The organism is Hydrogenophaga sp. (assembly GCF_030656115.1).
Classification (GTDB): domain Bacteria; phylum Pseudomonadota; class Gammaproteobacteria; order Burkholderiales; family Burkholderiaceae_C; genus Hydrogenophaga.
In genome coordinates, this window is sequence record NZ_JAUSOO010000013.1 from 41,767 (window position 1) to 64,575 (window position 22,809).

Genomic DNA, 22,809 nt, shown 5'->3' on the forward strand with positions numbered 1-22,809 from the left:
TCTGACCTCTGCGGTCTGGGCTCCAAAAACCAGCCACGTCAGCCCCAGGGGCCCCTACATGCCATTGAAGTCCAGCCTGTCAACCGCCACCCCTCTTTTGCGTCCACTGGCCTGTGCCAGCGCCCTGCTGGCCTTGCTGCTGGCCGGCAACGCCAGCGCACAAAACTTCCCCATCACCCCTGAGCAGCGCACCACGGCAGGCCAGGTGGCGCAAGCCGGTGTGGCGCTGTCTGAGCTGGCGCCCAACGCCCCCGACAGCTACACCGTGAAACGCGGCGACACGCTGTGGGCCATCTCCACCCTGTTCCTGAAAAGCCCGTGGCGCTGGCCCGAGCTGTGGGGCATGAATCTGCAAGAGATTCGCAACCCGCACCGCATCTTTCCTGGCCAGGTACTCTACCTGGACAAGTCCGATGGCAGCGCGCGCCTGAGCACGCGCCCTCCCGGCGCCCGGAGCGACGACACCAGCACGGTGCGGGTATCGCCACGCACCCGGTTTGAGAGCCTGGGTGACACCAGCATTCCACCCATTTCCCTGCAAGCCGTTGAAGCGTTTCTGGCCGAACCCATGATCGTGGACGAAGCCACCTTTGCGCGCGCACCGCGCATTGTGGCCACCCAGGAAACCCGCGTGCTGCTCAGCCGCGGTGACCGAGCCTACGCCCGTGGACTGTACAGTTCGGGCGTGCCCGGCGAGGCCCTGACCGAAGGCCCAGGCTTGTCGCGCGAATTGCGTGTGTTCCGCAACGCCGTGCCCCTGAAAGACCCCACCACCGGCGAAATCCTCGGGTTTGAAGCCCAGTACGTGGGCAAAGCCCTGCTGGAGCGCGGCGAAAGCAGCCGCGAAGTGACCGATGCCAGCGGCAAGGTCCAGACCGAACTGGTTCCCGCCACCATCGACATCGTGGTGGCCAAAGAGGAAATGCGCGTGGGCGACCGCCTGTTGCCCGAGCCACCGCGCGAACTGCCCAACTACATACCGAGCGCGCCCAGCAGCGCCCAATCCGGGCAAATCGTCTCGGTGTACGGCAACGCCGTCACCTTTGCGGCGCAAAACCAGGTCGTGGCCATCAACCGCGGTACCGCCCACGGCATGGAGCGCGGTCACGTGCTGGCCCTGCAGCGCGAAAGCCACTTGATCACCGACAAGACCGACGATGCCCGTCCCCAGTTGCGCCTGCCCGGCGAGCGCAACGGCCTGATGATGGTCTTCCGGACCTTCGACAAGTTGTCTTATGCGCTGGTGCTGCAAATCACCGATGGCGTGAAAGTGGGCGACCGCTTCACCAACCCCTGACGCGCGGAAAAGCTGCCACCATGGCCAGCGACGAACTTGCCAGCTGGCTGCGTTTGCTGCTCACGCCCGGTGTGGGCAACGCTTCTGCGCGCAAGCTGCTGGCCACCTTTGGTTTGCCCGAAGCCGTGTTCAGGCAAAGCCCGCCCGCCTTGAGAGCGGTGGTTGGCCCCCAAGCGACACTGGCCCTGCTCACCCCGCCCGACAACCTGGACGCTGCCGTGGCGCGCCTGCAGACCTGGCTGGCCGAGGCCCCCAACCGCCATGTGCTCACCTTGGGCGATGCCCGCTACCCGCCCGAGCTGCTGCAGATGGCCGATCCGCCCCTGGTGCTGTACGTGGTCGGGCAGCTCGATGCCCTGCAGCACCCGCGCCGACTGGCCATTGTGGGCAGCCGCAACCCTACCCCGCAAGGCGAGGCCAATGCACGGCAATTTGCCTGCGCGCTCGGTGAAGCCGGTGTGTGCGTGGTGTCGGGGCTGGCGCTGGGTGTCGACGGCGCGGCCCACGAAGGCGCGCTCGATGCCGATGCGCCCACCATCGCGGTGGTCGGCACGGGGCTGGACCGCGTGTACCCCAAGCGCCACCTGTCGCTGGCCCACCGCATCGTCGCACGCGGCGCCCTGGTGAGCGAATACGCCCTGGGCACACCGCCATTGCCCGCCAACTTTCCCCAACGCAACCGCATCATTGCCGGCTTGTCCCAGGGCACGCTGGTGGTGGAAGCCGCGGTGCAATCCGGCTCGCTGATCACCGCCCGGCTCGCCGCCGAACAAGGCCGCGAGGTGTTTGCCATTCCGGGCTCCATTCACGCGCCACAGGCCCGAGGCTGCCACGCGCTGATACGGCAAGGCGCCAAACTGGTGGAGTCGGCCCAGGACATTCTGGAAGACCTGCGCCTTACCGAGGCGCCAGCGCATACCGGCACAGCGGATGTGTTCACGGACAACGGCACCAACCCGCCCACCGCACCCGACCCGCTGCTGAGCGCCATGGGCTTCGACCCCGTGAGCCTGGACGCCCTGCAAGCGCGCACCGGGCTGTCCACCGCCCACCTGCAAGCCCGTCTGCTGGAACTGGAACTGCAAGGCGATGTGGGCCGGTTGCCCGGCGGCCTGCTGCAACGCATCGGTCGCAGCTGAGCCTGAGAGGCTGGAGCCTCTCAGCCCAGCAAGCGTTCGGGATTCGCGTCCAGCTTGGCCAGTGCGTCGCGCGTGGCGCGCACGGTCAGGGTTTCTTCCTCGCTCGGCACCAGCAACCCCGCCTGCAAATACGAGGCCACCCGGTTGGCCTGAATCAGGAAACACCGCCCGGTGTTGGCCACAAACATGTAGAGCTGGCCACGCTGGCTGCGCCAGGCAAACTGCACGCTGTCGAGTTTGCCGTTGTGGTCCAGACCGAACCAGGACCCAATCTGCAACTCGGCAGCCCAGGCGCGCATGGCCTCATTGGGCTGGCTACCGCCCTGGTTGATCACCTCGATGTTGCTGGCGTCCACGCCCGTGATCATCTCGATGCTGTCTTTGTCCAGATCCAGATCACCCATGCCGCCCTCGGGCAAATACTCCTCCAGGCTGGCCAGCCGCTGGGACAGGCGGTCCAGACTTTCCTGCGAAATCGCTTCGGTGCGCGACATAAAGGCATCGGCCAGCGTGTCGCTGACCGACTTGATGTGCTGGTCTTGCACTGCAAGCGAATACCCCAGGAGACCCATGCCCTGGCGCAACCGCTGCAACAAACCGGGCAACTGCTGAATCACGCGCGCCCGGTCGTTGCGGTTCGGTTTGGCACTGGCGGCCCACAGCAAATCCGAAGCCACCTGCCTTAACGCACGGGTTTCCTCGTGCTTCGCACCATACTTGACGCTGGCCATCGCCAGCACATCGGCCCAAACCTTGAACAGGAAATCGCGCACCTCGTCGCGCACCGACATACCGTCGAGCAACTTGCGCAACTCGATCGTGTACTGCACCGAGAGCGTTTCTTTTTGCTCAACCTGCTGCGCCACCGAGACAAAGCGGCTCGCACCACCCTGCTCGCTGAGGTAGCGCGACAAGAATTTCTGAAACTCATCGAGCACCAGCTGAAACACCCTGCGGCCGGTCTCGGGGTATTGCTCGATCACCTGCACCACACGCCGGATCTCGGCTTCCAGGACCGACGTGCCAATGTTGGACTCAAACCCCATCACACAGGAACCCATGCGGTCGATCAGCTGGCGCGCGGGATGGTGCAAGGTGTTGAAAAAATCGGGCTCGGCCAGTGCCACCCGCAACACCGGTATCTGCAGCCGCGCAAACCACACCCGCATACCCGGTGGAATGCGCTCTTCGGCCAAGATGCTCTGAAACATCAGGGCCACCACCTCGATCGTGGCCCGCTCGGTGGGCGTGGCAGCGGCCTGCTTGAATTCGGCGGTGCGCTCTCGCAGCGCGGTGGAAGCACGTTCCACATGCGAAGCATCGAAATAGGCCGCCTCAGGTTCCAAAGCGCCAGGCAGCGACGCTTCCACACGGGCCGCTGCCATGGACTGCTGCATGACCTGCTGAAGCGCGGGCGACGGCGGCGACACCTGCGTGGCCTCGAAATCACCACCCACCTTGTCCATGAGCATGCGCTTGAGCCGCCCGACCACCCCTTGGGCGCGCATGCGGGCCCGGGCCAGCGGGGTGGAGCTCGTCATGAGCCGGGTCTCGTCGTTCACACCCATGGCCGCAGACCCAGAACCCATGCGGCCCGGCTCAAAGCCGGCACCTGTGCCAGCCCCGGCCCCGGCACCAACGCCGGCTTTGTTGGCAGTCCCCGCGGCGCCGTCTGAGCCCGCTGCACCGGTCTCCAAGCCGGGCTTGGCATCGGCCGAACGTCCGGTTTGAACACCGGGTGTGCGCTTGACCAAGGCCTGCAAATCGATCTCTTGCATGACACCGCTGGACACCAAAAACGCGTTGGCGGCCTTGTAGGCGCTCAACATCGTGTCGGCCAGCACGGGCGACAAGGCATCTTGAACCATCGCCCAGGCGTCGCGCGACATGTGAACGGCCAGCCACTGCTCCACCAGAATGCGCGCGGTCACGTCGGGCAACAGCACATCGCTGCGCAGCAGTTCCTGCCGTTTTTCCAGGTGCTGCACCCGAAAGCGCAAGGCATTGAGTTCGCCAGACGCCACATCCAGCACCCGCATCGCCAACCGGGACGCCATGATTTGATCGTCAATGGCACCCTCGGCCACGAGTTCCAAGCGACTGGGTCGGCTCAATGTGCCGCCGCTTTGGGAAAACGCCGGCAGCAGGGTGCGTTGCAAAGCTTTGCGGCTCTGGTTGAGCCATTGGGTCTGCCCCTTCTGGAATGCAGTCCAGGCATCCCGGCGCGCCTGCATGTCTCGGGGCGGACCCGGTTGGTCCAGGATGCTTGTCAGCCGTGCATCACAGACCTTGACCAAATCGGGAAGCGCGCGCCCCACGTGAACCACGAAGCGTTCACGCGCCTGTTTGGCCAGAGAAGAGACGTGCGGATCGGGTAAAGACACAATGAATTCAGTATGACATGAAAGCGCCGGGGTTCAGGGCCCGCAGCGCTGGCACCTGGCACCCAGCGAGATGGCCAACACGTTCTTGCCTGTGGACATCAGCGACCGGTCCTCCGGTCTCTCAAACCACAGCGCCCGCGTTCGGATCGTCCGGGTCGGCTTCTTCCTTTTTGCCGCCGCCTTTGATCAAATCTTCGCGCTTGATGCCCAGCCACATCGCAATGGCAGCCGCCACAAACACCGACGAATAAATACCAAACAGAATGCCAATCGTGAGGGCCAGCGCAAAGTAGTACAGCGTCGGGCCGCCAAACAACAGCATCGACAACACCATGATCTGGGTGGAGCCGTGGGTGATGATGGTGCGGCTGATGGTCGACGTGATGGCGTTGTCAATGATCTCGGGCGTGGTCTTCTTGCGGTAGCGGCGAAAGCTCTCCCGGATGCGGTCAAAAATCACCACCGATTCGTTCACCGAATAACCCAGCACCGCCAGCACCGCCGCCAGCACCGCCAGCGAAAACTCCCACTGGAAGAAGGCGAAGAAGCCCAGGATGATCACCACGTCGTGCAGGTTGGCGATGATGGCCGAGACGGCGTACTTCCACTCAAACCGTATCGCCAAGTAAATCATGATGCCAACAATCACCATACCCAGCGCTTTCAGGCCGTCTTCCACCAGTTCGCGGCCCACCTGCGGGCCCACAAACTCGGTGCGGCGCAGTTCCACCGCCGGGTTCTGCGCCTTCAGCGCCGCCAGAACAACCTCACTTTGTTGCCCGGACGACTTGCCGACCTGCACCGGCAGACGCAGCAACACGTCGCGCGAAGATCCGAAGTTTTGCACCGGCACCTCGGCGTAGCCCAGCGACTCGATCACTTGGCGCACCGCAGACAGATCGGCCGGTTGTTCGTAGGCCACTTCCATAACGGTGCCCCCCGTGAACTCCACCGACAGGTTGAGCCCGCGCGTGACCAGGAAGATGACAGCGGCGATGAAGGTGATGGCCGAAATCGCGTTCAGCACGATGGCGTGCTTCATGAACGGGATGTCGCGGCGGATGCGGAACAGTTCCATGGCGTTTTTTTCCTTCAGTCGGCTTTGGCGACAGGGGTGTTGTTGTCAGGACGCCAGACCGTGCCAATCGACACCGTCTTGAGTTTTTTCTGCCTGCCGTACCAGAAGTTCACCACGCCGCGCGAGAAGAACACCGACGAAAACATGCTGGTCAGAATGCCGATGCAGTGCACCACAGCGAAGCCGCGCACCGGACCGGAGCCAAACGCCAGCAGCGCCACACCCGCAATCAGGGTGGTGATGTTGGAGTCCAGAATCGTGCCCCAAGCCTGGTCGTAGCCCGCGTTGATCGCGGTCTGGGGTGAGGCCCCCCTGCGCAGCTCTTCGCGCACACGTTCGTTGATCAGCACGTTGGAATCGATCGCCATGCCCAGTGCCAGCGCCATGGCCGCAATGCCGGGCAGCGTGAGCGTGGCCTGCAGCATCGACAGCACCGCCACCAGCAGCACCAGGTTGAAGCCCAGCGCCAGGCTGGAGAACACGCCAAACAGCATGTAATACACGCACATGAACAACACGATCACGGCAAAGCCCCAGATCACGCTGTTGAAACCCTTGGCAATGTTTTCAGCGCCCAGGCTGGGGCCAATGGTGCGCTCTTCAATGATTTCCATGGGCGCGGCCAGCGAGCCCGCGCGCAGCAGCAGCGCGGTGTCGCTGGCTTCCATGGTGGTCATGGCGCCCGAAATCTGCACCCGGCCGCCGCCAATTTCGGTGCGGATCACGGGCGCGGTCACCACCTCACCACGGCCTTTTTCAAACAGGATGATGGCCATGCGCTTGCCCACGTTCTCGCGCGTCACGTCACGGAAAATGCGCGAGCCCTTGGCGTCGAGCGTCAGGTGCACCGCGGCCTCCTGGGTCTGGCTGTCAAAACCGGCCTGTGCGTCGGTGAGGTTTTCGCCGGTCAGCAGCACGTCGCGCTTGACGATGACCGCACGGCCACTGCGCTCGGGGTAGCGCTCTGAACCGAACGGCACCGCCCCGTTGCCGCGCTCGGCCGCCAGGCCCTCGCTGCTTTCGTCCACCAGGCGCACCTCCAGTGTGGCGGTGCGGCCCAGAATGTCTTTGGCCTTGGCCGTGTCCTGCACACCGGGCAACTGCACCACGATGCGGTCCAGGCCCTGCTGCTGAATCACCGGCTCGGCCACACCCAGTTCGTTGATGCGGTTGTGCAGCGTGGTGATGTTTTGCTTGAGCGCCTGCTCCTGCACGCGGCGCGCGGCCTCGGGGCGGATGGAGGCCACCAGGCGGTATTCGGTGCCGTCGGGCCTGTCAACGGCCTCCAGGTCGGCAAACCGGTCTTGGATGACGGCGCGGGCGGCGTCCAGCGTCTGGGCGTCGCGGGCACGCACTTCAATGGTTTGCCCATTGCGGCTCACGCCGCCGTGGCGCACGCTTTTTTCGCGCAGCGCGGTGCGCAGGTCGCCGGTCAACACATCGGCGCGGCGCTGCAAGGCTGCCTGCATGTCCACCTGGAGCATGAAGTGCACACCACCGCGCAGGTCCAGGCCCAGGTACATGGGCGACGCGCCCAGGCTGGCCAGCCAGGCCGGTGTGCGGGGCAGCAGGTTGAGCGCCACCACGTAAGAGGGGTTGGCGGCGTCGGGGTTGAGCGCACGCTCCAGCGCGTCGCGTGCCTTGATCTGGTCGTCGGTGGTTTCAAACCGGGCCTTGACCGAATTGCCTTCAAACTGGATCAGCGAGGCATTGACGCCCTGCGCCGCCAGCGCCTGTTCCACCCGCGTGACCGTGGTGGTGTCGACCCGCACCGAGGCGCGGCCTGCAGACACCTGGACGGCGGGCGATTCACCGAACAGGTTGGGCAGGGCATACACAGCCCCGATCACCAGAGCAACCGCGATGATCAGGTACTTCCAGTGCGGATAACGGTTCATGGGCGAGCAACCAAGAGGCTAGAAGGGAAGTTTTCCGAGGGCGTGGCGGAACCGGCTTTGCCGGGCCGCACACGCCGCCCCCTTGAGGGGGTGACGCGCCGCAGGCGTGGCGCGGGGGTGGGCCTTATTTGATCGTGCCTTTGGGCAACACCTGAACCACCGCCGTGCGCTGCATCTGAACCTCTACACCGGTAGCAAGTTCCACACCCACGTAAATTTCACCGATTTTGGACACTTTGCCCAGGAAACCGCCGGCCGTCACCACCTCGTCGCCCTTGGCCAAGGCCTCCACCATGGCCTTGTGCTCTTTCTGCCGCTTCATCTGCGGGCGAATCATCACGAAATACAGCACCACAAACATCAACACCAACGGCAGCAAGCCCATGATGGTGGATTGGGTGTCACCACCGGCAGCGGCCTGGGCGTAAGCAGAAGAAATGAACATGGGAATACTCCAACGAGATCGGTTGATACAGCCATTGCCAGCAAAGCAACGGCCCGCGCAAGGCCGCCATCACCCACTGGACACAACCGGGCATTGTATGCGGCACCCCGGTGTGTCCGTTGCCTGCAAGGCAAAGCGCCCAGACCGTCCGCCAATCAAGTCACTGGCCCAACAGCCTGCCGGGCTGTAAGCTTCCATCCCGGCAGGCCGCCAACAACGGTGTTCGTTGCATGACCTGCTGAGCCCACCCCCACTGGCCAACCCCCATTGGCATTGGTTTACACGCCTGTGATCGCCTACCTTCACAACCACCCTCTCTTGAGTGCCTTGCTGACTGGCCTGGTCGGAGTGGCCATCGGCGCGGCACTTGTGGTCTTGCGCAACATCCGCAAGTACCGCGGCACCTCCCAGTCCCTGGAACTGAACAACCGCCTGGCAGACGCGGAACGCCGCTACAAGAAGGCGCTGGCCTCCAACGAAGCCAGCCACACCTTCTTTGCCAACATGAGCCATGAACTGCGCACGCCCTTTCAGGGCCTGCTCGGCATGTTGGACCTGGTGGGCAACTCCCCCCTGGATGCGGCACAGCGCGAGTACCTGAGCACCGCGCAACGTGCGGCGCACCACCTGCTGGGGGTTCTGAACGACATCCTGGACGTCAGCGCCATGGATTCGGGCATGTTCAGCCTCTCACGCTCACCCATGTCCCTGCGCCAGGTGCTGCACGATGTCGAAGCCCTGATGGGCCGCGAGGCGCAGCACAAAGGACTGAACCTCAGCGTCAGCTGCGACAACGACGTGCCGCCCTGGGTGGAAGGCGACGAAACCCGGGTGCGGCAGATTTTGTTCAATCTGTTGAGCAATGCGCTGAAATTCACCCGCGAAGGACGCATTGCCATTCGCATCCGGCGCTCCAAATCCCACACCAACGGCATCGTGATGTCGGTGCAAGACACCGGCTCCGGCATGGACGAAGCCACCGTGCAGCAGCTCTTCACCCGCTTCTTTCAGGCCGACAGCTCGCGCCAGCGGCGCACGGGGGGCACCGGTCTGGGTCTGGAGATTTCGCGCAACCTCGCGCGCATGATGGGCGGCGACATCCATGTGGCCAGCCAGCCCGGTGTGGGCACCACCTTCACCGTGTTGCTGCTTTTGTCCGCCTGCGAGCCCGCCGAACCGGATGACTTCAGCGAACCCGCGCCACTGCAAGAGCCTGAAGCCAACGCCGCAGACATGCCCAGCCTGCACTTTCTGGTGGCCGACGACCACCCCATCAACCTGCAATACCTGTTGCACCTGCTCCACAGCATGGGGCACCAGGCCACGCTGTGCGACAACGGCAAGAAAGCCCTGGCACTGGCCCAGCAACACAGTTACGACGCCCTGCTGCTCGACTACCACATGCCCGACATGGACGGCCTGGAGGTCACCCGGGCCATACGCGCAGGCCCCGAGCCCTTCTCGGCCACGAAAATTTTGCTGCTCACAGCCGATGTGGTCAACGACACACGCCAGCTGGCCCGCGAAGCCGGCGTGGACGCCTTCCTGAGCAAGCCGCTGAAAAATCGCGATCTGGAACGGGCCATTCTGGCCTGCGGCCTTTACACCCCCCAAACACCCGCCGGGCGGCGGGCACACACCGCGCCGCAGTTCATGATGAGCGACTACGAGCTGCCCGGCAACATCGATGTGCCGGCGTCTGACGAACCGGCCGGCGGCACCGCGTTGGTGGACTGGCCCGCCCTGCAGGAACTCACCCAGATAATGAGCCAGCCAGGCGTGGAGGAACAACTGCAAGCCCTTTACAGCCCTGGCACAGGCGCTCTGGCAGAGTGCACCACCGCGGTGCTTCAAGGCGGTACCGCGCAACAACGGGCCGCCATTCACAAGCTCAAAGGCAGCCTGCTGCTGCTCGGGCTGCAAGCCATGGCCGTCTACTGTGCCAAGGGCGAAGACAAACTCAAGGCCAGCCCGCCCCAGACCCTGGGTCGGCCCTGGACCACTGGCCTGAACACGCTGGCCCAAAAAACCCAGGAAGAACTGGCGGCCCACTTCGCCATGCGTTCCTCTTGATCTTGATCTTGATCTTGATCTTGATCGGGTAGGGTGGGTCGAACCGGATCAGATCTGGTTTTGTTTTGATGGGCGCGGCGTGCACCAACAGCCGGCGCCCCATGGCCACTTCAGTGGGCGGTTTTTGCCCCAGCGCGGGGCGCCTGCGCACCCGTCTCGCCCGCAGCCCACCGCGTCTGCAGCCCGTTCCAGCGCTGGCGCGCCGCCGCCAGGTTGCGCTCTTTCACGTGACCAAAGCCTTTGATCTGCTCGGGCACGCGGGCGATCTCCAGCGCCAGGGCGTGGCTGTCTGCGTCCAGCGCGTCCAGCAGGTTCTCGATGGTGCGGCGGTATTCGCCGATCAGGGCGCGCTCGGTGCGGCGCTCTTCGGTGCGGCCAAACACATCCAGCGCGGTGCCGCGCAGGCCTTTGAAGCGGGCCAGCAGCCGAAAGGCGGTGAACATGAAGGGGCCAAACGGCTGCTTCACCAGCTCACCGCGCGCATTTTTCTGGGCAATCAGCGGCGGCGCCAGGTGCACATGGAGCTTGAAGTCGCCTTCAAACTGTTGGGCAATGCGGGCATGGAAGGCCGTGTCGCTGTGCAACCGCGCCACCTCGTACTCGTCCTTGTAGGCCATCAGCTTGAACAGGCAACGCACCACCGCCTCGGTCAGCGTGGTTTTGCCCAGCGGCTGCTCGGCCGCGCGCACGCGCTCCACAAAGCGCTGGTAGTCGGCGGCGTAGGCGGCGTTTTGGTAGCCGGAGAGAAACTCGACCCGGCGCTGAATCAATGCGTCCAGCGACTCGCGCTTCTTGAACTGGATCACCTGCTCACCGCTGGTTGGCGGCTGCCACAGCGCTTGCACCGCCTGCGGGTTGTGCGCGGCGCGGCGGCCCCATTCAAAGGCGGCCTTGTTCTTGTCCACCTGCACGGCATTGAGTTCCATGGCGCGCATCAGCGCCGTGTGGCCCAGCGGCACCCAGCCTTTTTGCCAGGCGAAACCCAGCATCAGCGGGTTGGCGTACAGGCTGTCGCCCATGAGCTGGGTGGCGGCGGTCTCCGCGTCAAACACGCCCACCGCCTCGGCACCCAGGCTGTGCAGCAAGGTGTCCACACAGGCCTGCGCCGGGTTTTGCCAGTCGGGGTTTTTCACAAAGGCTGCCGTGGGCGTGGCGCTGGCGTTCAGCGCCACATGGCTGCGCCCGGCGCGCAGGCGCTGCCAGGTTTCCTTGTGCGCCGCCACAATCGGGTCGCAGCCCAACACCAGGTCGGCTGACGCAGCGGCAACCCGGGTGGTGCGAATGCCGTCTTGCTGCGTCGCAATCAACACATGGCTCCAGGTGGCGCCGCCCTTTTGCGCCAAGCCAGCGGCGTCTTGCGTGACGATGCCCTTGCCCTCAATGTGCGCGGCCATGCCCAGCAGCTGCCCGATGGTGATGACGCCCGTGCCGCCCACGCCAGCCACGATGATGCCCCAGGCCTCGGCGCCCAGCACCGGCAAGGTGGGTTCGGGCAGCGCGCCCCCGGTCCAGGTCTGGCTGGCGGCTTTTTTGTCTTTCTTGCGCAGCTGGCCGCCCTCCACCGTGACGAAGCTCGGGCAAAAGCCCTTGACGCACGAATAATCTTTGTTGCAGCTGCTCTGGTTGATGGTGCGCTTGCGGCCAAACTCGGTTTCCAGCGGCTCCACGCTCAGGCAGTTGCTCTGCACGCCACAGTCGCCGCAGCCCTCGCACACCAGCTCGTTGATCACCACGCGCTTGGCCGGGTCCACCAGCGTGCCGCGCTTGCGGCGGCGGCGCTTTTCGGTGGCGCAGGTCTGGTCGTAAATGATGACGGTGCTGCCCTTGATTTCACGGAACGCGCGCTGCACCGCGTCCAGCGTGTCGCGGTGCTCAATGGCAATGCCTTCGGGCAGGCCCTTCACGCCCGCGTATTTCTCCGGTTCGTCGGTCACGATGGTGATTTGGACCGCGCCCTCGGCCCGCATGCTCTGCGCAATCTGCACCACGCTGTGGCCCTCGGGCCGCTCGCCCACCTGCTGGCCGCCGGTCATGGCCACCGCGTCGTTGTACAAAATCTTGTAGGTGATGTTCACGCCCGCCGCAATGCTCTGGCGGATGGCCAGGATGCCGCTGTGGAAATAGGTACCGTCACCCAGGTTGGCGAACATGTGCTGGTCGTTGCTGAACGGCTGCTGGCCCACCCACGGCACGCCTTCACCGCCCATCTGCGTGAAACCGACCGTGGCGCGGTCCATCCAGATCGTCATGAAATGGCAACCAATACCGGCCATGGCGCGCGAACCCTCGGGCACCCGGGTGCTGGTGTTATGCGGGCAGCCCGAGCAAAACCAGGGCTGGCGCTCGGCGCCTTGCACACCCTGGGTCAGCAGCGTCTGCATCGACTGCTCCTGCGCCGTGAGGATGGCGAGCTGCGCGTCGATACGCGCCTGCACGTCTTCGGGCAGGCCCATCTTGCGCAGGCGCTTGGCCACCGCACGGGCGATGATGCTGGGCGTCAGGTCGGCATTGGCGCGCAGCAGCGTGTGCGCGCTCGGGTTGGGCATGCTCCATTCGCCACCGGTGAAGTCGCCTTCGACCTCGTCGAACTTGCCCAGCACGTTGGGCCGCACGTCGCCGCGCCAGTTGTACAGCTCTTCCTTCAGCTGGTATTCAATGACCTGGCGCTTCTCTTCCACCACCAGAATCTCGCGCAGCCCGGTGGCGAATTCGCGCGTGGTCTGCGCTTCCAGCGGCCATACCACGTTCACCTTGTGCAGGCGCAGGCCGATGCGGCGGCAGGTGTCGTCGTCCAGCCCCAGGTCGAGCAGCGCCTGGCGGGTGTCGTTGAAGGCCTTGCCGCTGGCGATGATGCCAAAGCGGTCGTTCGGGCCGGCCACCACGTTGTGGTTGAGCTTGTTGGCGCGGATGTAGGCCAGCGCGGCGTACCACTTGAAATCAAAGAGACGCGCTTCCTGCTCCAGTGCCGCGTCGGGCCAGCGGATGTGCACGCCACCGGGCGGCATGTCAAATTCGGGAATCACGATGTTGACCCGCTCCGGGTCGATCATGGCCGTGGCGCTGCTTTCCACGATCTCCTGAATCGTCTTCATGCCCGCCCACACGCCGCTGAAACGGCTCATGGCGATGGCGTGCACGCCCAGGTCCAGAATGTCCTGCACCGTGGACGGAAAGAACACCGGCAGGCCGCAGGCCTTGAAGTTGTGGTCGCTCTGGTGCGCGGCGGTGCTGCTCTTGGCCACGTGGTCGTCGCCAGCCACCGCAATCACCCCGCCCCAGGGCGTGGTGCCCGCCATGTTGGCGTGTTTGAACACATCGCTGCAGCGGTCCACGCCCGGGCCCTTGCCGTACCAGATGCCGAACACGCCATCAAACTTGTTGCTGCCGTGCGGGGCAAAGCCCAGCTGCTGCGTGCCCCAGAGCGCGGTGGCCGCCAGCTCTTCGTTCACGCCCGGCTGAAACACGATGTTCTGCGCCTTCAGGTAGGGCGCGGCCTTCTGCAAGGCCTGGTCGTAACCCCCCAGTGGCGAACCCCGGTAACCGCTGATGAAACCCGCCGTGTTTTTGCCCTGTAGCGCGTCGCGCTGGCGCTGCAGCATGGGCAGCTTCACCAGCGCCTGCACGCCGCTCATGAAGGCGCGGCCGTGGTCGAGGGAATATTTGTCGTCCAGCGTCACGGTTTCAAGTGCGCGGCGGATGTGTTCGGGCAGTGGGGCATTCATCTTGTTGTCTCCTGCAAGGGTGGGGCCCGCCTTGTGGGCGGTGGTAGGCACCGCAAACCAGCCGATGGGCCAGTTTCAGTGTGTCGCACAGTGTATGACCCGGGCACCGACATGTGTTTGCGTTTCATGCCCCAAAACAGGGTCCAGAAGAAACATTCTTGCTGAATCAGCCGCGCAATCGCGGGTGGTGTGTCAAAACCGCCTGGTGCACACGTTCAATAGCAACCCGTGGCAAGGGCAGCAAGCGTGCCTGTTGCACAACCTCATCGGGTGTGACCCGCGCCAGCACATCATCCAACGCCCGCTCGGCCACACTGGCAGGCAAACCTGCCGCCTGAGCCACGGCAAGCACATGCTTGCGTCCTGGCGCCCGGCCTTCTCCCTTCCAGTCCATGAAATGCTCGCCCTGATAACCCGGACACCACGTCAAGTCGTAAGGCGGCGCCAACCGCCAGCGTCCATCCACCTCCTGCAAAAACGACAGGTTTTTGGCATGGTCATCCCGGTTGTTCATCAACACATTGAACACCCCGATCTGTAACGCCTTGACTACCTCGCGGTGGTCGCGGGTGAGGATGCGTGTGGCACGCAAAAAGTCTTCATAGCTCACCGACGGCACCTGAAAATTGGCATGAAGCAAACCTGCCAACGTGTGCACATGCACCCGCTGCGTACCCCTGCGGTCAAATCGGCGCGTGCCAAAAGCCCAACGACCGCCAGGCAATTCAAACAACTTCGTTTCGCACATGTTCAGTCCGGCCATACGCGCCAGCCGGGCATACCACTCCTCTACAACGCAACTTTCAGGTGCATCGTCAGCACCTGCAAACTTCACCAGCCAGGCCTCTTCTTCAGGCAAGTGTTTTGCGCGCGTGTACATCGAAGGTGCACCAACACCCTGCTGAGACGGCATCAGATACATCAGCGCTTTCGGTCGCGCACCGCCAGGCGATCCACCGGCACGGGCCAATTCCGCCAGCACGGTGTAACCCTCATCACACTCCAGCGCCTGCACCTCATGTGCCAGCTCGTGCAAAGCCAAACTCTGGGTCGAATGGAGGTCGGCCTTAGAAGGCTCGTAGGTCAAAGCGCCCATGGTGTTCTCACCCAGGGCAGCCAGCCAGTCCAGGGCCGAAAACCCGCCAGGGTTCAAGCCTCTGGCCATGGCACGCCGATGCAACAGTCGAAACCCCCAGCCGTCAGGCAGTGAGTCGTACACCAAACCTGGCACCCCGTGCAAAGCCTTGTAGCTTCCTGGCTGGTCAGGGTAAGCCGCTTGGCGCAAAGGCAGGCGCAGCGGTGACAGCTGCACACCTCGCTCCAGCGCAGCTGCAGCGTACTCAAACAGAATCTCCGAGCCGTTGTCCGCGAGCGTTCCAACCTGCCAGCGATGCCCAAACCCACAATAAAAAACACCCAGCTCTTTCACGGCGCGCCCTCTGGCAACGTCGGCCCACGCCGGCGACCCGCCCGCATGCGGGGTGCCGCTTGCGCTTGCGCCCGCATGGCCTTGATCGAACGCGGCTGCAGCGCCAGCACCTCTTGCAAATCTGGCAAGGCGTTCAACACTTCCAGCACGCGAACAAACGTCGCCAAGGTGCTAAAGCCTGTTTGCTCCAAACGGCGCAAGGTGCGGTCAGCCACACCGGCACGGGCTGCCAACTCTTCGGCCGAGAGGTTCAACGCCAAACGACGCGCCCGCACCCTGCGGCCCAGTTCAGCACACACCTCTTCGGGCAGAGCCAGCGAGAAATCAGGCATTTTTTGACCGGTTAACCCTACATGAACCCTATTATCGGTAATTTTCTGCCGTTTGTTGAGCAAATGGCTCTTCACAACAGATTTCATTTTGAAACCGTGTGCAGAGTGAAGTGAACACAGGCTTGATGCGCTTGGCCACGCCAGCCCCCATCCCAGCCTTCCCCCAGAGGGGGAAGGGGCAAGACATCCCCCGCTGCAAGGCGCCTGGGCACGCCGTGTCTGACTCCCTCCCCCTCTGGGGGAGGGTTGGGGTGGGGGCTCTCCCGAACTTTTCAAAATGAGAATCACTGGACTCATCAATTCAAACATGACACGGGCATGGCGCTGAAAGATGCATGAACATATGATTGACCCAAACCTCTTCCTCGATGCTGTTCTGACGGCTGACGAAGCGTGCAACATGTTGTATGACACGGTAGCGCGCGTGCAAACATGGGCAGACTCCAACGGTTTGGTCGTATAGGCTGTAACAAGTCCGATCGCTCCATTGACTGGCTGGAACTGGTCCCACAGCCACCCCGCTCTTGTCCTGCTTTTGCAACACGCTGAACAAAGGCGCGGCATCTGCTATTCAAAAATCACCCCACCATGCAAGCCCTCGACAAGTTCGACATCGCCATCTTGAACGAGCTGCAAAACAATGGCCGCTTGACCAACGCTGAGTTGGCCAGCCGTGTGGGCTTGTCGGCGGCGCCTTGTTGGCGGCGTGTGCGTGCGTTGGAAGAGGCGGGGTTCATTACCGGCTACCGGGCCGAACTTTGCCGGGAAAAAATGGGCCTGGGTGTGCTGGCCTTTGTGCGGCTGGACGCCGAGCGCAACCGGGGCGACGTGCTGCGCCAAATGGAAACCGCCATCCAGAAAATCCCTGAAATCGTGTCGTGCCACTACATCAGCGGTTCCGGCACCTTTGAGCTGCAAGTGGTCTGCCCCGACCTCGTGGAATTCAGCCGCTTCGCGCGCGAAGTGCTCATCAACCTGCCCAACGTGAAAGACCTGCACACCAGCTTTTCGCTGGGCCAAGTCAAAGCCGCCAGCGCCCTGCCGCTGGGGCACCTCCTGAGATAAGGCCGCTGGAGCGCGCTCCAGGCACTCAAGCGCAGCTGGGGGGGGTGGTTGGAAAAGTTATTCACAACCACAGGCTCAGAACCCGCATCCCGCCATGCAACAAAGGTGTGGCGGCTCACAGGCCCATTTCCCTATCACGCACAGCGCGTGTCCCGAATTTTTAGAGGGTCAGCGCTTGCGGTTATGGATGCTGGTGTGCTTGATTTGGCAATACCGTCATCTTTTTCACAACGGATCGTATCTCGGGCATGTATCCTTTTGCCCAGGCTACCGGAGCGCAGCCTCTCGGCTCTCGTCACCCAAAAGTAAACAAATTGTCAAAAACCTCCGTTAACATCAGTGATTGCGCGTGCCGGGGCACTCTGCACATGGCGCGAATGTTGCTTACACAACACCCATTCAGAGAGGTTCGTCATGATTAAAAAAGCAGTCTTCCCCGTCGGCGGTCTCGGTACCCGCTTCTTGCCCGCCACCAAAGCCATTCCCAAAGAAATGCTGCCTGTGGTGGACCGGCCACTCATCCAGTATGCGGTTGACGAAGCCTATGCCGCCGGTATTCGCCAAATGATCTTCATCACCGGGCGCCACAAGCGCGCCATTGGTGACCATTACGACGCCGCCTTCGAACTCGAATACGAGCTGGAGCGCGGCAGCAAAAAAGAGCTGCTCGATCTGGTGCACGCCATCAAACCCGACGACATGGACTGTGTGTTCATCCGCCAGGCGCGCCCGCTGGGTTTGGGGCATGCGGTTTTGTGCTCTGAAAGCGTGGTGGGTAACGAGCCGTTTGCCGTGCTGCTGGCCGACGACCTGATGGTGGGCCCGGCGGGCGGCCCTTCGGTGCTGCAGCAAATGGTGCGCGCCTACGAACAGAACCCCGGCACCGTACTGGCGGTGCAAGACGTGCCCCGCGAAGACACCCGCCGCTACGGCGTGGTAGACGTGCACGGCGTGAACGACACCATGGCCGAGGTGTTTGGCATGGTTGAAAAACCCGTGCCTGCGGTCGCACCGTCCACACTGGCCGTGGCCGGCCGCTACATTCTGTCGCCCAGCGTGTTCGAAACCATCCGCCGCCAAGACCGCGGCGCAGGCGGAGAGATCCAGCTCACCGACGGCATTGCCGCCCTGATCGGTACCGAAAAGGTCTACGCCTACCGCTACGAAGGCAAGCGCTACGACTGCGGCAACAAAGCCGGCTTTTTGGAAGCCACCATCGACCTGGCCCTGGCCGACCCCTCTCTGCGCAACGTGGTGTTGGCCCACATCCAAAACATCGCAGCCAACACACCTCCCGCCGGCCATTGACCCGGCTCTTGGGTGTGTCAACGTATGAACACCCCAACCCCCTTGGGCGTTCTTTCGCCTGCAGCGTTAATGGCGCTTTCAGCGCCATCCCCGTCTCCATCTCACCACCCCTCATTTGGGGGATGGTGGGTCCACAGTGGAAACAAAATGCACTAACATCATCAGCGAAAACCCTAAGAACCCGTCGGACTTGCAAGAGGCTCACAGGTTTTTGGTTCCTTGTTTTCACCTCATCCCGGCTTCACCTGGCACATCGATTGCTAATGTCGGGCTGTTCTTTTTAAAAAAGCCCGTCATGCCAGTTCAACCCATGCCCATTCCCGCCCAGCGCGTCCAGGCCGGGCCACCTTACGCCGACACCGTCGTTCCATTGCACAGCGAGCAAGCCCTTGAACTGGCTCTTTTCCCCTGGCGCGGCCAAGCCACCCGCCACGCGCGCGCCAAACTCATTCTGGCGTTCACCGATCTGGCCATATTGGGCCTGTGCTTTCTGATTGGACACATGCCGCTGTGGCTGGACGAAGAAGCCACCTTCCTGGAAGTGCTGGATCTGTGGTGGGTCGGCCATGGGCACCTATGGGTTACCTTGTTGATGGGTATCTCGGCGGGCATGGTGGTCTGGATGGGCGCCGTGTATGGCCATTACACCGCTGCGCGGCGCATGCCGTGGTCAGACGAGCTGCGCCAGTTGCTGACCGTGATTGCCGTCGCCGCCATGGCCAACGCCGTGCTCAACTACCTGGGCAATTGGCCTGTTTCCCGCCTTTGGACAGGTTTCAGCTGGGCACTGGTGTTTGTGTTGCTGCCCCTGGCTCGTTACAGCGTGCGCCGCCGCATGCTCACCGCCGGGCTGCTCACCCAGCCCTATGTGCTGATTGGCCAGCCACAAGACGTGGCCCTGGCCGCCGCCGCACTGGCCAGCGAGCCGCTCATGGGCTACACCCCGGTGGCCGTGGTCTGCCCAGAACCGCTGCCCCAAACCCTGGCGGTGGGCGGGCGCAACCTGGTGCCCATGGCCCTGAGCCCCGGGGCGCGCCAATACCTGGCACGCCCCGGCGGTTACCAGGTGGTGGCGGTTATGCCCGAACACAACAGCCGCTGGCTGCGCGACTTTGCGCAAGACCTCATGCTCACCCGCGACGACATCACCATCGTTCCGGCCCTCAGCGGCCTGCCCATGCTGGGCATGGAGGCATCGCACTTTTTCAGCCACGAGGTGCTGCTGCTGCGCGCCCGCAACAACCTCCAGCGCCGTATCCCTAAAATGCTCAAGCGGGCGCTGGATGTGGTGGGCGCCCTGGCCTTGATGTGTGTGCTCAGCCCACTGCTGCTGGGCGTGGCCTGGCTGATCTGGCGCGAAGACCGCGGCCCGGTGCTCTTCACCCAGGACCGGGTGGGGCTGGGCGGCCAGCGCTTCAAGTTCATCAAGTTCCGCAGCATGGTGACCAACGCTGACGCTGCCCTGGAGCGCTGGAAAGAAGCCGAGCCTGAGTTGTATGCCCAGTACCGAGCCAACAACTTCAAGCTGCAAGAAGACCCCCGCATCACCCGCGTAGGCCGCTGGATTCGGCGCACCAGCGTGGACGAACTGCCCCAACTCATCAACGTGTTGCTGGGCGACATGAGCCTGGTGGGCCCACGCCCCTTGCTGCCCCGAGAACTGCCCGACTACGGCAAAGCCATTGCCGCCTACGGCAGAGCCCGCCCCGGCATCACCGGGCTTTGGCAAGTGAGCGGCCGCAGCTCCACCACGTTTGACCACCGCATTGCCATGGACCTTTGGTACGTGCGCAACTGGTCCCTTTGGTACGACATCGTCATCTTGCTGCGCACCGTGGGCGTGGTGGCGCGCCAAGAGGGTGCTTGCTGATGTCGACAGCTCAAACACAGCCTTCCTTACCCCGCACCCTTTACATTCGCCTGCCGCCTATTTTTGCGATTCATTTCCGCCACCTCTCCCTCCGCCATCCACCCGATCCACCTACCCGCTAACCTGTATGTCCACCGTTGTTCCCGTCATTCTTTGTGGCGGCTCAGGCACCCGCCTGTGGCCGCTCAGCCGCGCTGGTTTCCCCAAGCAGTTTCTGTGTCTCACGGGTAACAACAGCCTGTTTCAGCAAGCAACCCTGCGGCTGAGCGCGCTGGCCGCGCCGGGTACCAACACCCTGCCCCCGCTGGTGGTGTGCAACGAAGAGCACCGCTTTTTGGCCCAAGAGCAGCTGCGCGAAACCGGCTTGGCCAACGCCCGCTTTTTGCTGGAGCCGCTGGGCCGCAACACCGCCCCCGCGCTCACCCTGGCGGCACTGGCGGCCATGCAAGACGGCACCGACCCCGTGCTGGTGGTTACCCCGGCAGACCAAACCATCACCGACGAAGACGCGTTCAAAGCCGCCCTGCAAACCGCCATTGCCCAGGCCCAGGCCGGGCACATTGCCATTTTGGGCGTCACGCCCGACCGGCCTGAAACCGGCTACGGCTACATCCGTACCGAAGCCCCCAGCGACAACCAGGCCAGCCATGCATTGACGGTGCAGCAGTTCGTTGAAAAGCCTGACCTGCCCACCGCCCAAAGCTACCTGGACCAAGGCGGCTACTTTTGGAACGCGGGGATGTTCGTTCTCAAGGCTTCGGTCTGGCTCAAGGCCCTGGGCCATTTCAGGCCCGACATTGCCAGCGCATGCCAAGCCGCCTGGGCCGCCCAAGCCATCGACGGCCCGTTTGTGCGCCCCGGCAAAGACCTGTTTGCCGCCGTGCCCAGCGAGTCGGTGGACTACGCGGTGATGGAGCGCTGCCCCGGCCAGGCCGAATTCCCCATTTGCATGGTGCCGTTGGCGGCCGGCTGGAACGACCTGGGCGCCTGGGACGCCGTGTGGAGCGCCTTGCCCAAAGACGGCCACGGCAACGCCCTGGTGGGCGACGTCATCAGCACAGGCAGCCACAACAATCTGGTGCACGCCAGCGGTCGGCTGGTGGCGCTGGTGGGTGTGAGCAACCTGGTGGTGGTGGAAACGGCCGACGCCGTGCTGGTGAGCAGCCAGGAGCGCAGCCAGGACGTAAAACTCATCGTGGCAGAGCTGAATAAGAGCCAGCGCGAAGAACACAACCTGCACCGCAAAGTGCACCGCCCCTGGGGCTGGTACGACAGCATCGACCAAGGCGGGCGCTTCAAGGTCAAGCGCATCTTGGTCAACCCCAAAGCCAGCCTGAGCCTGCAAAAACACCACCACCGCGCCGAACACTGGATTGTGGTGAGCGGCACCGCCGAAATTACCAACGGTGAACAGGTATTGCTGCTGTCTGAAAACCAGAGCACCTACATTCCCCTGGGCGCCGTACACCGCCTGGTCAACCCCGGCAGCATTCCGCTGGAAATTGTGGAAGTGCAGTCTGGCAGCTATCTGGGCGAAGACGACATCGTGCGCCTGCAAGACACCTATGGCCGTGCACCGGCCACCAATTAAAGAGAAACCCCATGAAAATTGCCGTTGCCGGTACCGGCTATGTTGGCTTGTCTATTGCCGTGCTGTTGGCACAACACCACGAGGTGGTGGCCCTGGACATTGTTCCCGCCAAGGTTGACCAGATCAACGCCCGGCAAAGCCCCATTGAAGACGCTGGGCTGCACGATTACCTGCAGAACAAGCCCCTGAACCTGCGGGCCACGCTGAACAAAGAAGAGGCGTACCAAGGCGCTGACTTTGTGGTCATTGCCACCCCCACCGACTACGACGTTTCGCGCAACTACTTCAACACGTCGTCGGTTGAAGCAGTGATTCGCGATGTGGCCGCCATCAACCCCAGTGCGGTGATGGTGGTGAAGTCCACCGTGCCGGTGGGTTTTACGAATGACGCCAGCCAGCGCCTAGGCACGGGCAACCTGATGTTCAGCCCCGAGTTTTTGCGTGAAGGCAAGGCCTTGCATGACAACCTGTACCCCAGCCGCATTGTGGTGGGCGAAATCTCCGAACGGGCTCAGCGGTTTGCCAGCTTGCTGCAGCAAGGCGCGGTGAAGCCAGACGTGCCGCTGTTGTTCACCGACAGCACCGAGGCCGAAGCCATCAAGCTGTTTGCCAACACCTACCTGGCCATGCGCGTGGCGTTTTTCAACGAGCTGGACACCTACGCCGCCACCCATAGCCTGAACACGCGCCAGATTATTGACGGCGTGTGCCTGGACCCGCGCATAGGCTCCCACTACAACAACCCCAGCTTTGGCTACGGCGGCTACTGCCTGCCCAAAGACACCAAGCAACTGCTGGCCAACTACGCGTCCGTGCCGCAAAACCTGATTGGCGCCATCGTCAGCTCGAATAGTTCACGCAAAGACTTTGTGGCCCAGGACATTCTGGACCGCAAGCCCAACACCGTGGGCGTGTACCGCCTGGTGATGAAAGCCGGCAGCGACAACTTCAGGGCCAGCAGCGTGCAGGGCATCATGAAGCGGCTGAAAGCCAAAGGCGTGGAAGTGATCGTTTACGAACCCGTGCTGCAAGAGCCGCACTTCTACAATTCTGTGGTTCTGAACGACCTAGATGCCTTCAAGGCAAAGGCCGATGTGATCATTGCCAACCGCCTGACCCCCGAACTGAGCGACGTGCAAGACAAGATTTACACCCGCGACCTGTTTGGCAACGACTGA

At 63.2% G+C, this 22,809-nt stretch carries 15 protein-coding genes; 8 read left to right on the plus strand and 7 right to left on the minus strand.

Features of this window, described 5'->3' with window-relative positions:
* Window positions 1-58: 58 nt before the first annotated feature.
* A complete protein-coding gene (locus tag Q7J58_RS01465) occupies window positions 59-1,297 on the plus strand; it encodes a LysM domain-containing protein (protein WP_304822391.1) in 1,239 nt (412 codons plus the stop codon).
* 20 nt (window positions 1,298-1,317) lie between these two features.
* A complete protein-coding gene (dprA, locus tag Q7J58_RS01470; protein ID WP_304822392.1) occupies window positions 1,318-2,436 on the plus strand; it encodes a DNA-processing protein DprA in 1,119 nt (372 codons plus the stop codon).
* 20 nt (window positions 2,437-2,456) lie between these two features.
* On the opposite strand, the gene Q7J58_RS01475 is transcribed toward dprA, so the two are convergent.
* From Q7J58_RS01475 to yajC, 4 genes are all read right to left on the minus strand, one after another.
* Complete coding sequence (locus Q7J58_RS01475; protein WP_304822394.1) at window positions 2,457-4,820, minus strand: DUF1631 family protein; 2,364 nt, start codon at window positions 4,818-4,820, stop codon at window positions 2,457-2,459.
* 121 nt (window positions 4,821-4,941) lie between these two features.
* Complete coding sequence (gene secF / locus Q7J58_RS01480) at window positions 4,942-5,898, minus strand: protein translocase subunit SecF (RefSeq protein ID WP_304822397.1); 957 nt, start codon at window positions 5,896-5,898, stop codon at window positions 4,942-4,944.
* A gap of 14 nt (window positions 5,899-5,912) precedes the next feature.
* The gene (gene secD / locus Q7J58_RS01485; RefSeq protein ID WP_304822398.1) at window positions 5,913-7,796 is read right to left on the minus strand and encodes a protein translocase subunit SecD; all 1,884 of its coding nucleotides are present in this window, start codon (window positions 7,794-7,796) and stop codon (window positions 5,913-5,915) included.
* 124 nt (window positions 7,797-7,920) lie between these two features.
* A complete protein-coding gene (gene yajC, locus Q7J58_RS01490) occupies window positions 7,921-8,241 on the minus strand; it encodes a preprotein translocase subunit YajC (protein ID WP_304822400.1) in 321 nt (106 codons plus the stop codon).
* Window positions 8,242-8,559: 318 nt separating this feature from the next.
* Between yajC and Q7J58_RS01495 the strand changes: the two genes are divergently transcribed.
* A complete protein-coding gene (locus Q7J58_RS01495) occupies window positions 8,560-10,314 on the plus strand; it encodes an ATP-binding protein (protein WP_304822403.1) in 1,755 nt (584 codons plus the stop codon).
* Between the two features lie 110 nt (window positions 10,315-10,424).
* Here the strand turns inward: Q7J58_RS01495 and Q7J58_RS01500 are convergent, their stop codons facing one another.
* From Q7J58_RS01500 to Q7J58_RS01510, 3 genes are all read right to left on the minus strand, one after another.
* On the minus strand, window positions 10,425-14,036 hold the full coding sequence (locus Q7J58_RS01500) for an indolepyruvate ferredoxin oxidoreductase family protein (protein WP_304822405.1): 3,612 nt from the start codon (window positions 14,034-14,036) through the stop codon (window positions 10,425-10,427).
* A gap of 166 nt (window positions 14,037-14,202) precedes the next feature.
* Window positions 14,203-15,465: a type II toxin-antitoxin system HipA family toxin gene (locus tag Q7J58_RS01505; RefSeq protein ID WP_304822408.1), complete on the minus strand. Its 1,263-nt coding sequence runs from the start codon at window positions 15,463-15,465 to the stop codon at window positions 14,203-14,205.
* Window positions 15,462-15,797, minus strand: coding sequence for a helix-turn-helix domain-containing protein (locus tag Q7J58_RS01510; RefSeq protein ID WP_304822410.1), 336 nt, complete (start codon window positions 15,795-15,797; stop codon window positions 15,462-15,464). The genes Q7J58_RS01505 and Q7J58_RS01510 overlap by 4 nt, the downstream gene beginning before the upstream one ends.
* A gap of 588 nt (window positions 15,798-16,385) precedes the next feature.
* Between Q7J58_RS01510 and Q7J58_RS01515 the strand changes: the two genes are divergently transcribed.
* From Q7J58_RS01515 to Q7J58_RS01535, 5 genes are all read left to right on the plus strand, one after another.
* Window positions 16,386-16,862 (plus strand): Lrp/AsnC family transcriptional regulator, encoded by a 477-nt coding sequence (locus Q7J58_RS01515; RefSeq protein WP_304822412.1) that lies wholly within the window; start codon window positions 16,386-16,388, stop codon window positions 16,860-16,862.
* A 414-nt stretch (window positions 16,863-17,276) separates the two neighbouring features.
* Window positions 17,277-18,170 carry a UTP--glucose-1-phosphate uridylyltransferase GalU gene (gene galU, locus Q7J58_RS01520; RefSeq protein ID WP_304822415.1) on the plus strand — a complete coding sequence of 298 codons (894 nt, stop codon included), beginning with the start codon at window positions 17,277-17,279 and terminating at the stop codon, window positions 18,168-18,170.
* A 295-nt stretch (window positions 18,171-18,465) separates the two neighbouring features.
* Window positions 18,466-20,040, plus strand: coding sequence for an undecaprenyl-phosphate galactose phosphotransferase WbaP (wbaP, locus tag Q7J58_RS01525; RefSeq protein WP_304822418.1), 1,575 nt, complete (start codon window positions 18,466-18,468; stop codon window positions 20,038-20,040).
* Between the two features lie 127 nt (window positions 20,041-20,167).
* The gene (locus Q7J58_RS01530; RefSeq protein WP_304822421.1) at window positions 20,168-21,631 is read left to right on the plus strand and encodes a mannose-1-phosphate guanylyltransferase/mannose-6-phosphate isomerase; all 1,464 of its coding nucleotides are present in this window, start codon (window positions 20,168-20,170) and stop codon (window positions 21,629-21,631) included.
* Between the two features lie 11 nt (window positions 21,632-21,642).
* A complete protein-coding gene (locus tag Q7J58_RS01535; protein WP_304822424.1) occupies window positions 21,643-22,809 on the plus strand; it encodes a nucleotide sugar dehydrogenase in 1,167 nt (388 codons plus the stop codon).

Excerpts from the sequence above, each read along its gene's own strand:
- Q7J58_RS01465 (WP_304822391.1), top strand. The coding sequence starts at position 59 with ATGCCATTGAAGTCCAGCCTGTCAACCGCCACCCCTCTTTTGCGTCCA.
- dprA (WP_304822392.1), top strand. The coding sequence starts at position 1,318 with ATGGCCAGCGACGAACTTGCCAGCTGGCTGCGTTTGCTGCTCACGCCC.
- secF (WP_304822397.1), bottom strand. The coding sequence starts at position 5,898 with ATGGAACTGTTCCGCATCCGCCGCGACATCCCGTTCATGAAGCACGCC.
- secD (WP_304822398.1), bottom strand. The coding sequence starts at position 7,796 with ATGAACCGTTATCCGCACTGGAAGTACCTGATCATCGCGGTTGCTCTG.
- yajC (WP_304822400.1), bottom strand. The coding sequence starts at position 8,241 with ATGTTCATTTCTTCTGCTTACGCCCAGGCCGCTGCCGGTGGTGACACC.
- Q7J58_RS01500 (WP_304822405.1), bottom strand. The coding sequence starts at position 14,036 with ATGAATGCCCCACTGCCCGAACACATCCGCCGCGCACTTGAAACCGTG.
- Q7J58_RS01510 (WP_304822410.1), bottom strand. The coding sequence starts at position 15,797 with ATGCCTGATTTCTCGCTGGCTCTGCCCGAAGAGGTGTGTGCTGAACTG.
- Q7J58_RS01515 (WP_304822412.1), top strand. The coding sequence starts at position 16,386 with ATGCAAGCCCTCGACAAGTTCGACATCGCCATCTTGAACGAGCTGCAA.
- galU (WP_304822415.1), top strand. The coding sequence starts at position 17,277 with ATGATTAAAAAAGCAGTCTTCCCCGTCGGCGGTCTCGGTACCCGCTTC.
- wbaP (WP_304822418.1), top strand. The coding sequence starts at position 18,466 with ATGCCAGTTCAACCCATGCCCATTCCCGCCCAGCGCGTCCAGGCCGGG.
- Q7J58_RS01530 (WP_304822421.1), top strand. The coding sequence starts at position 20,168 with ATGTCCACCGTTGTTCCCGTCATTCTTTGTGGCGGCTCAGGCACCCGC.
- Q7J58_RS01535 (WP_304822424.1), top strand. The coding sequence starts at position 21,643 with ATGAAAATTGCCGTTGCCGGTACCGGCTATGTTGGCTTGTCTATTGCC.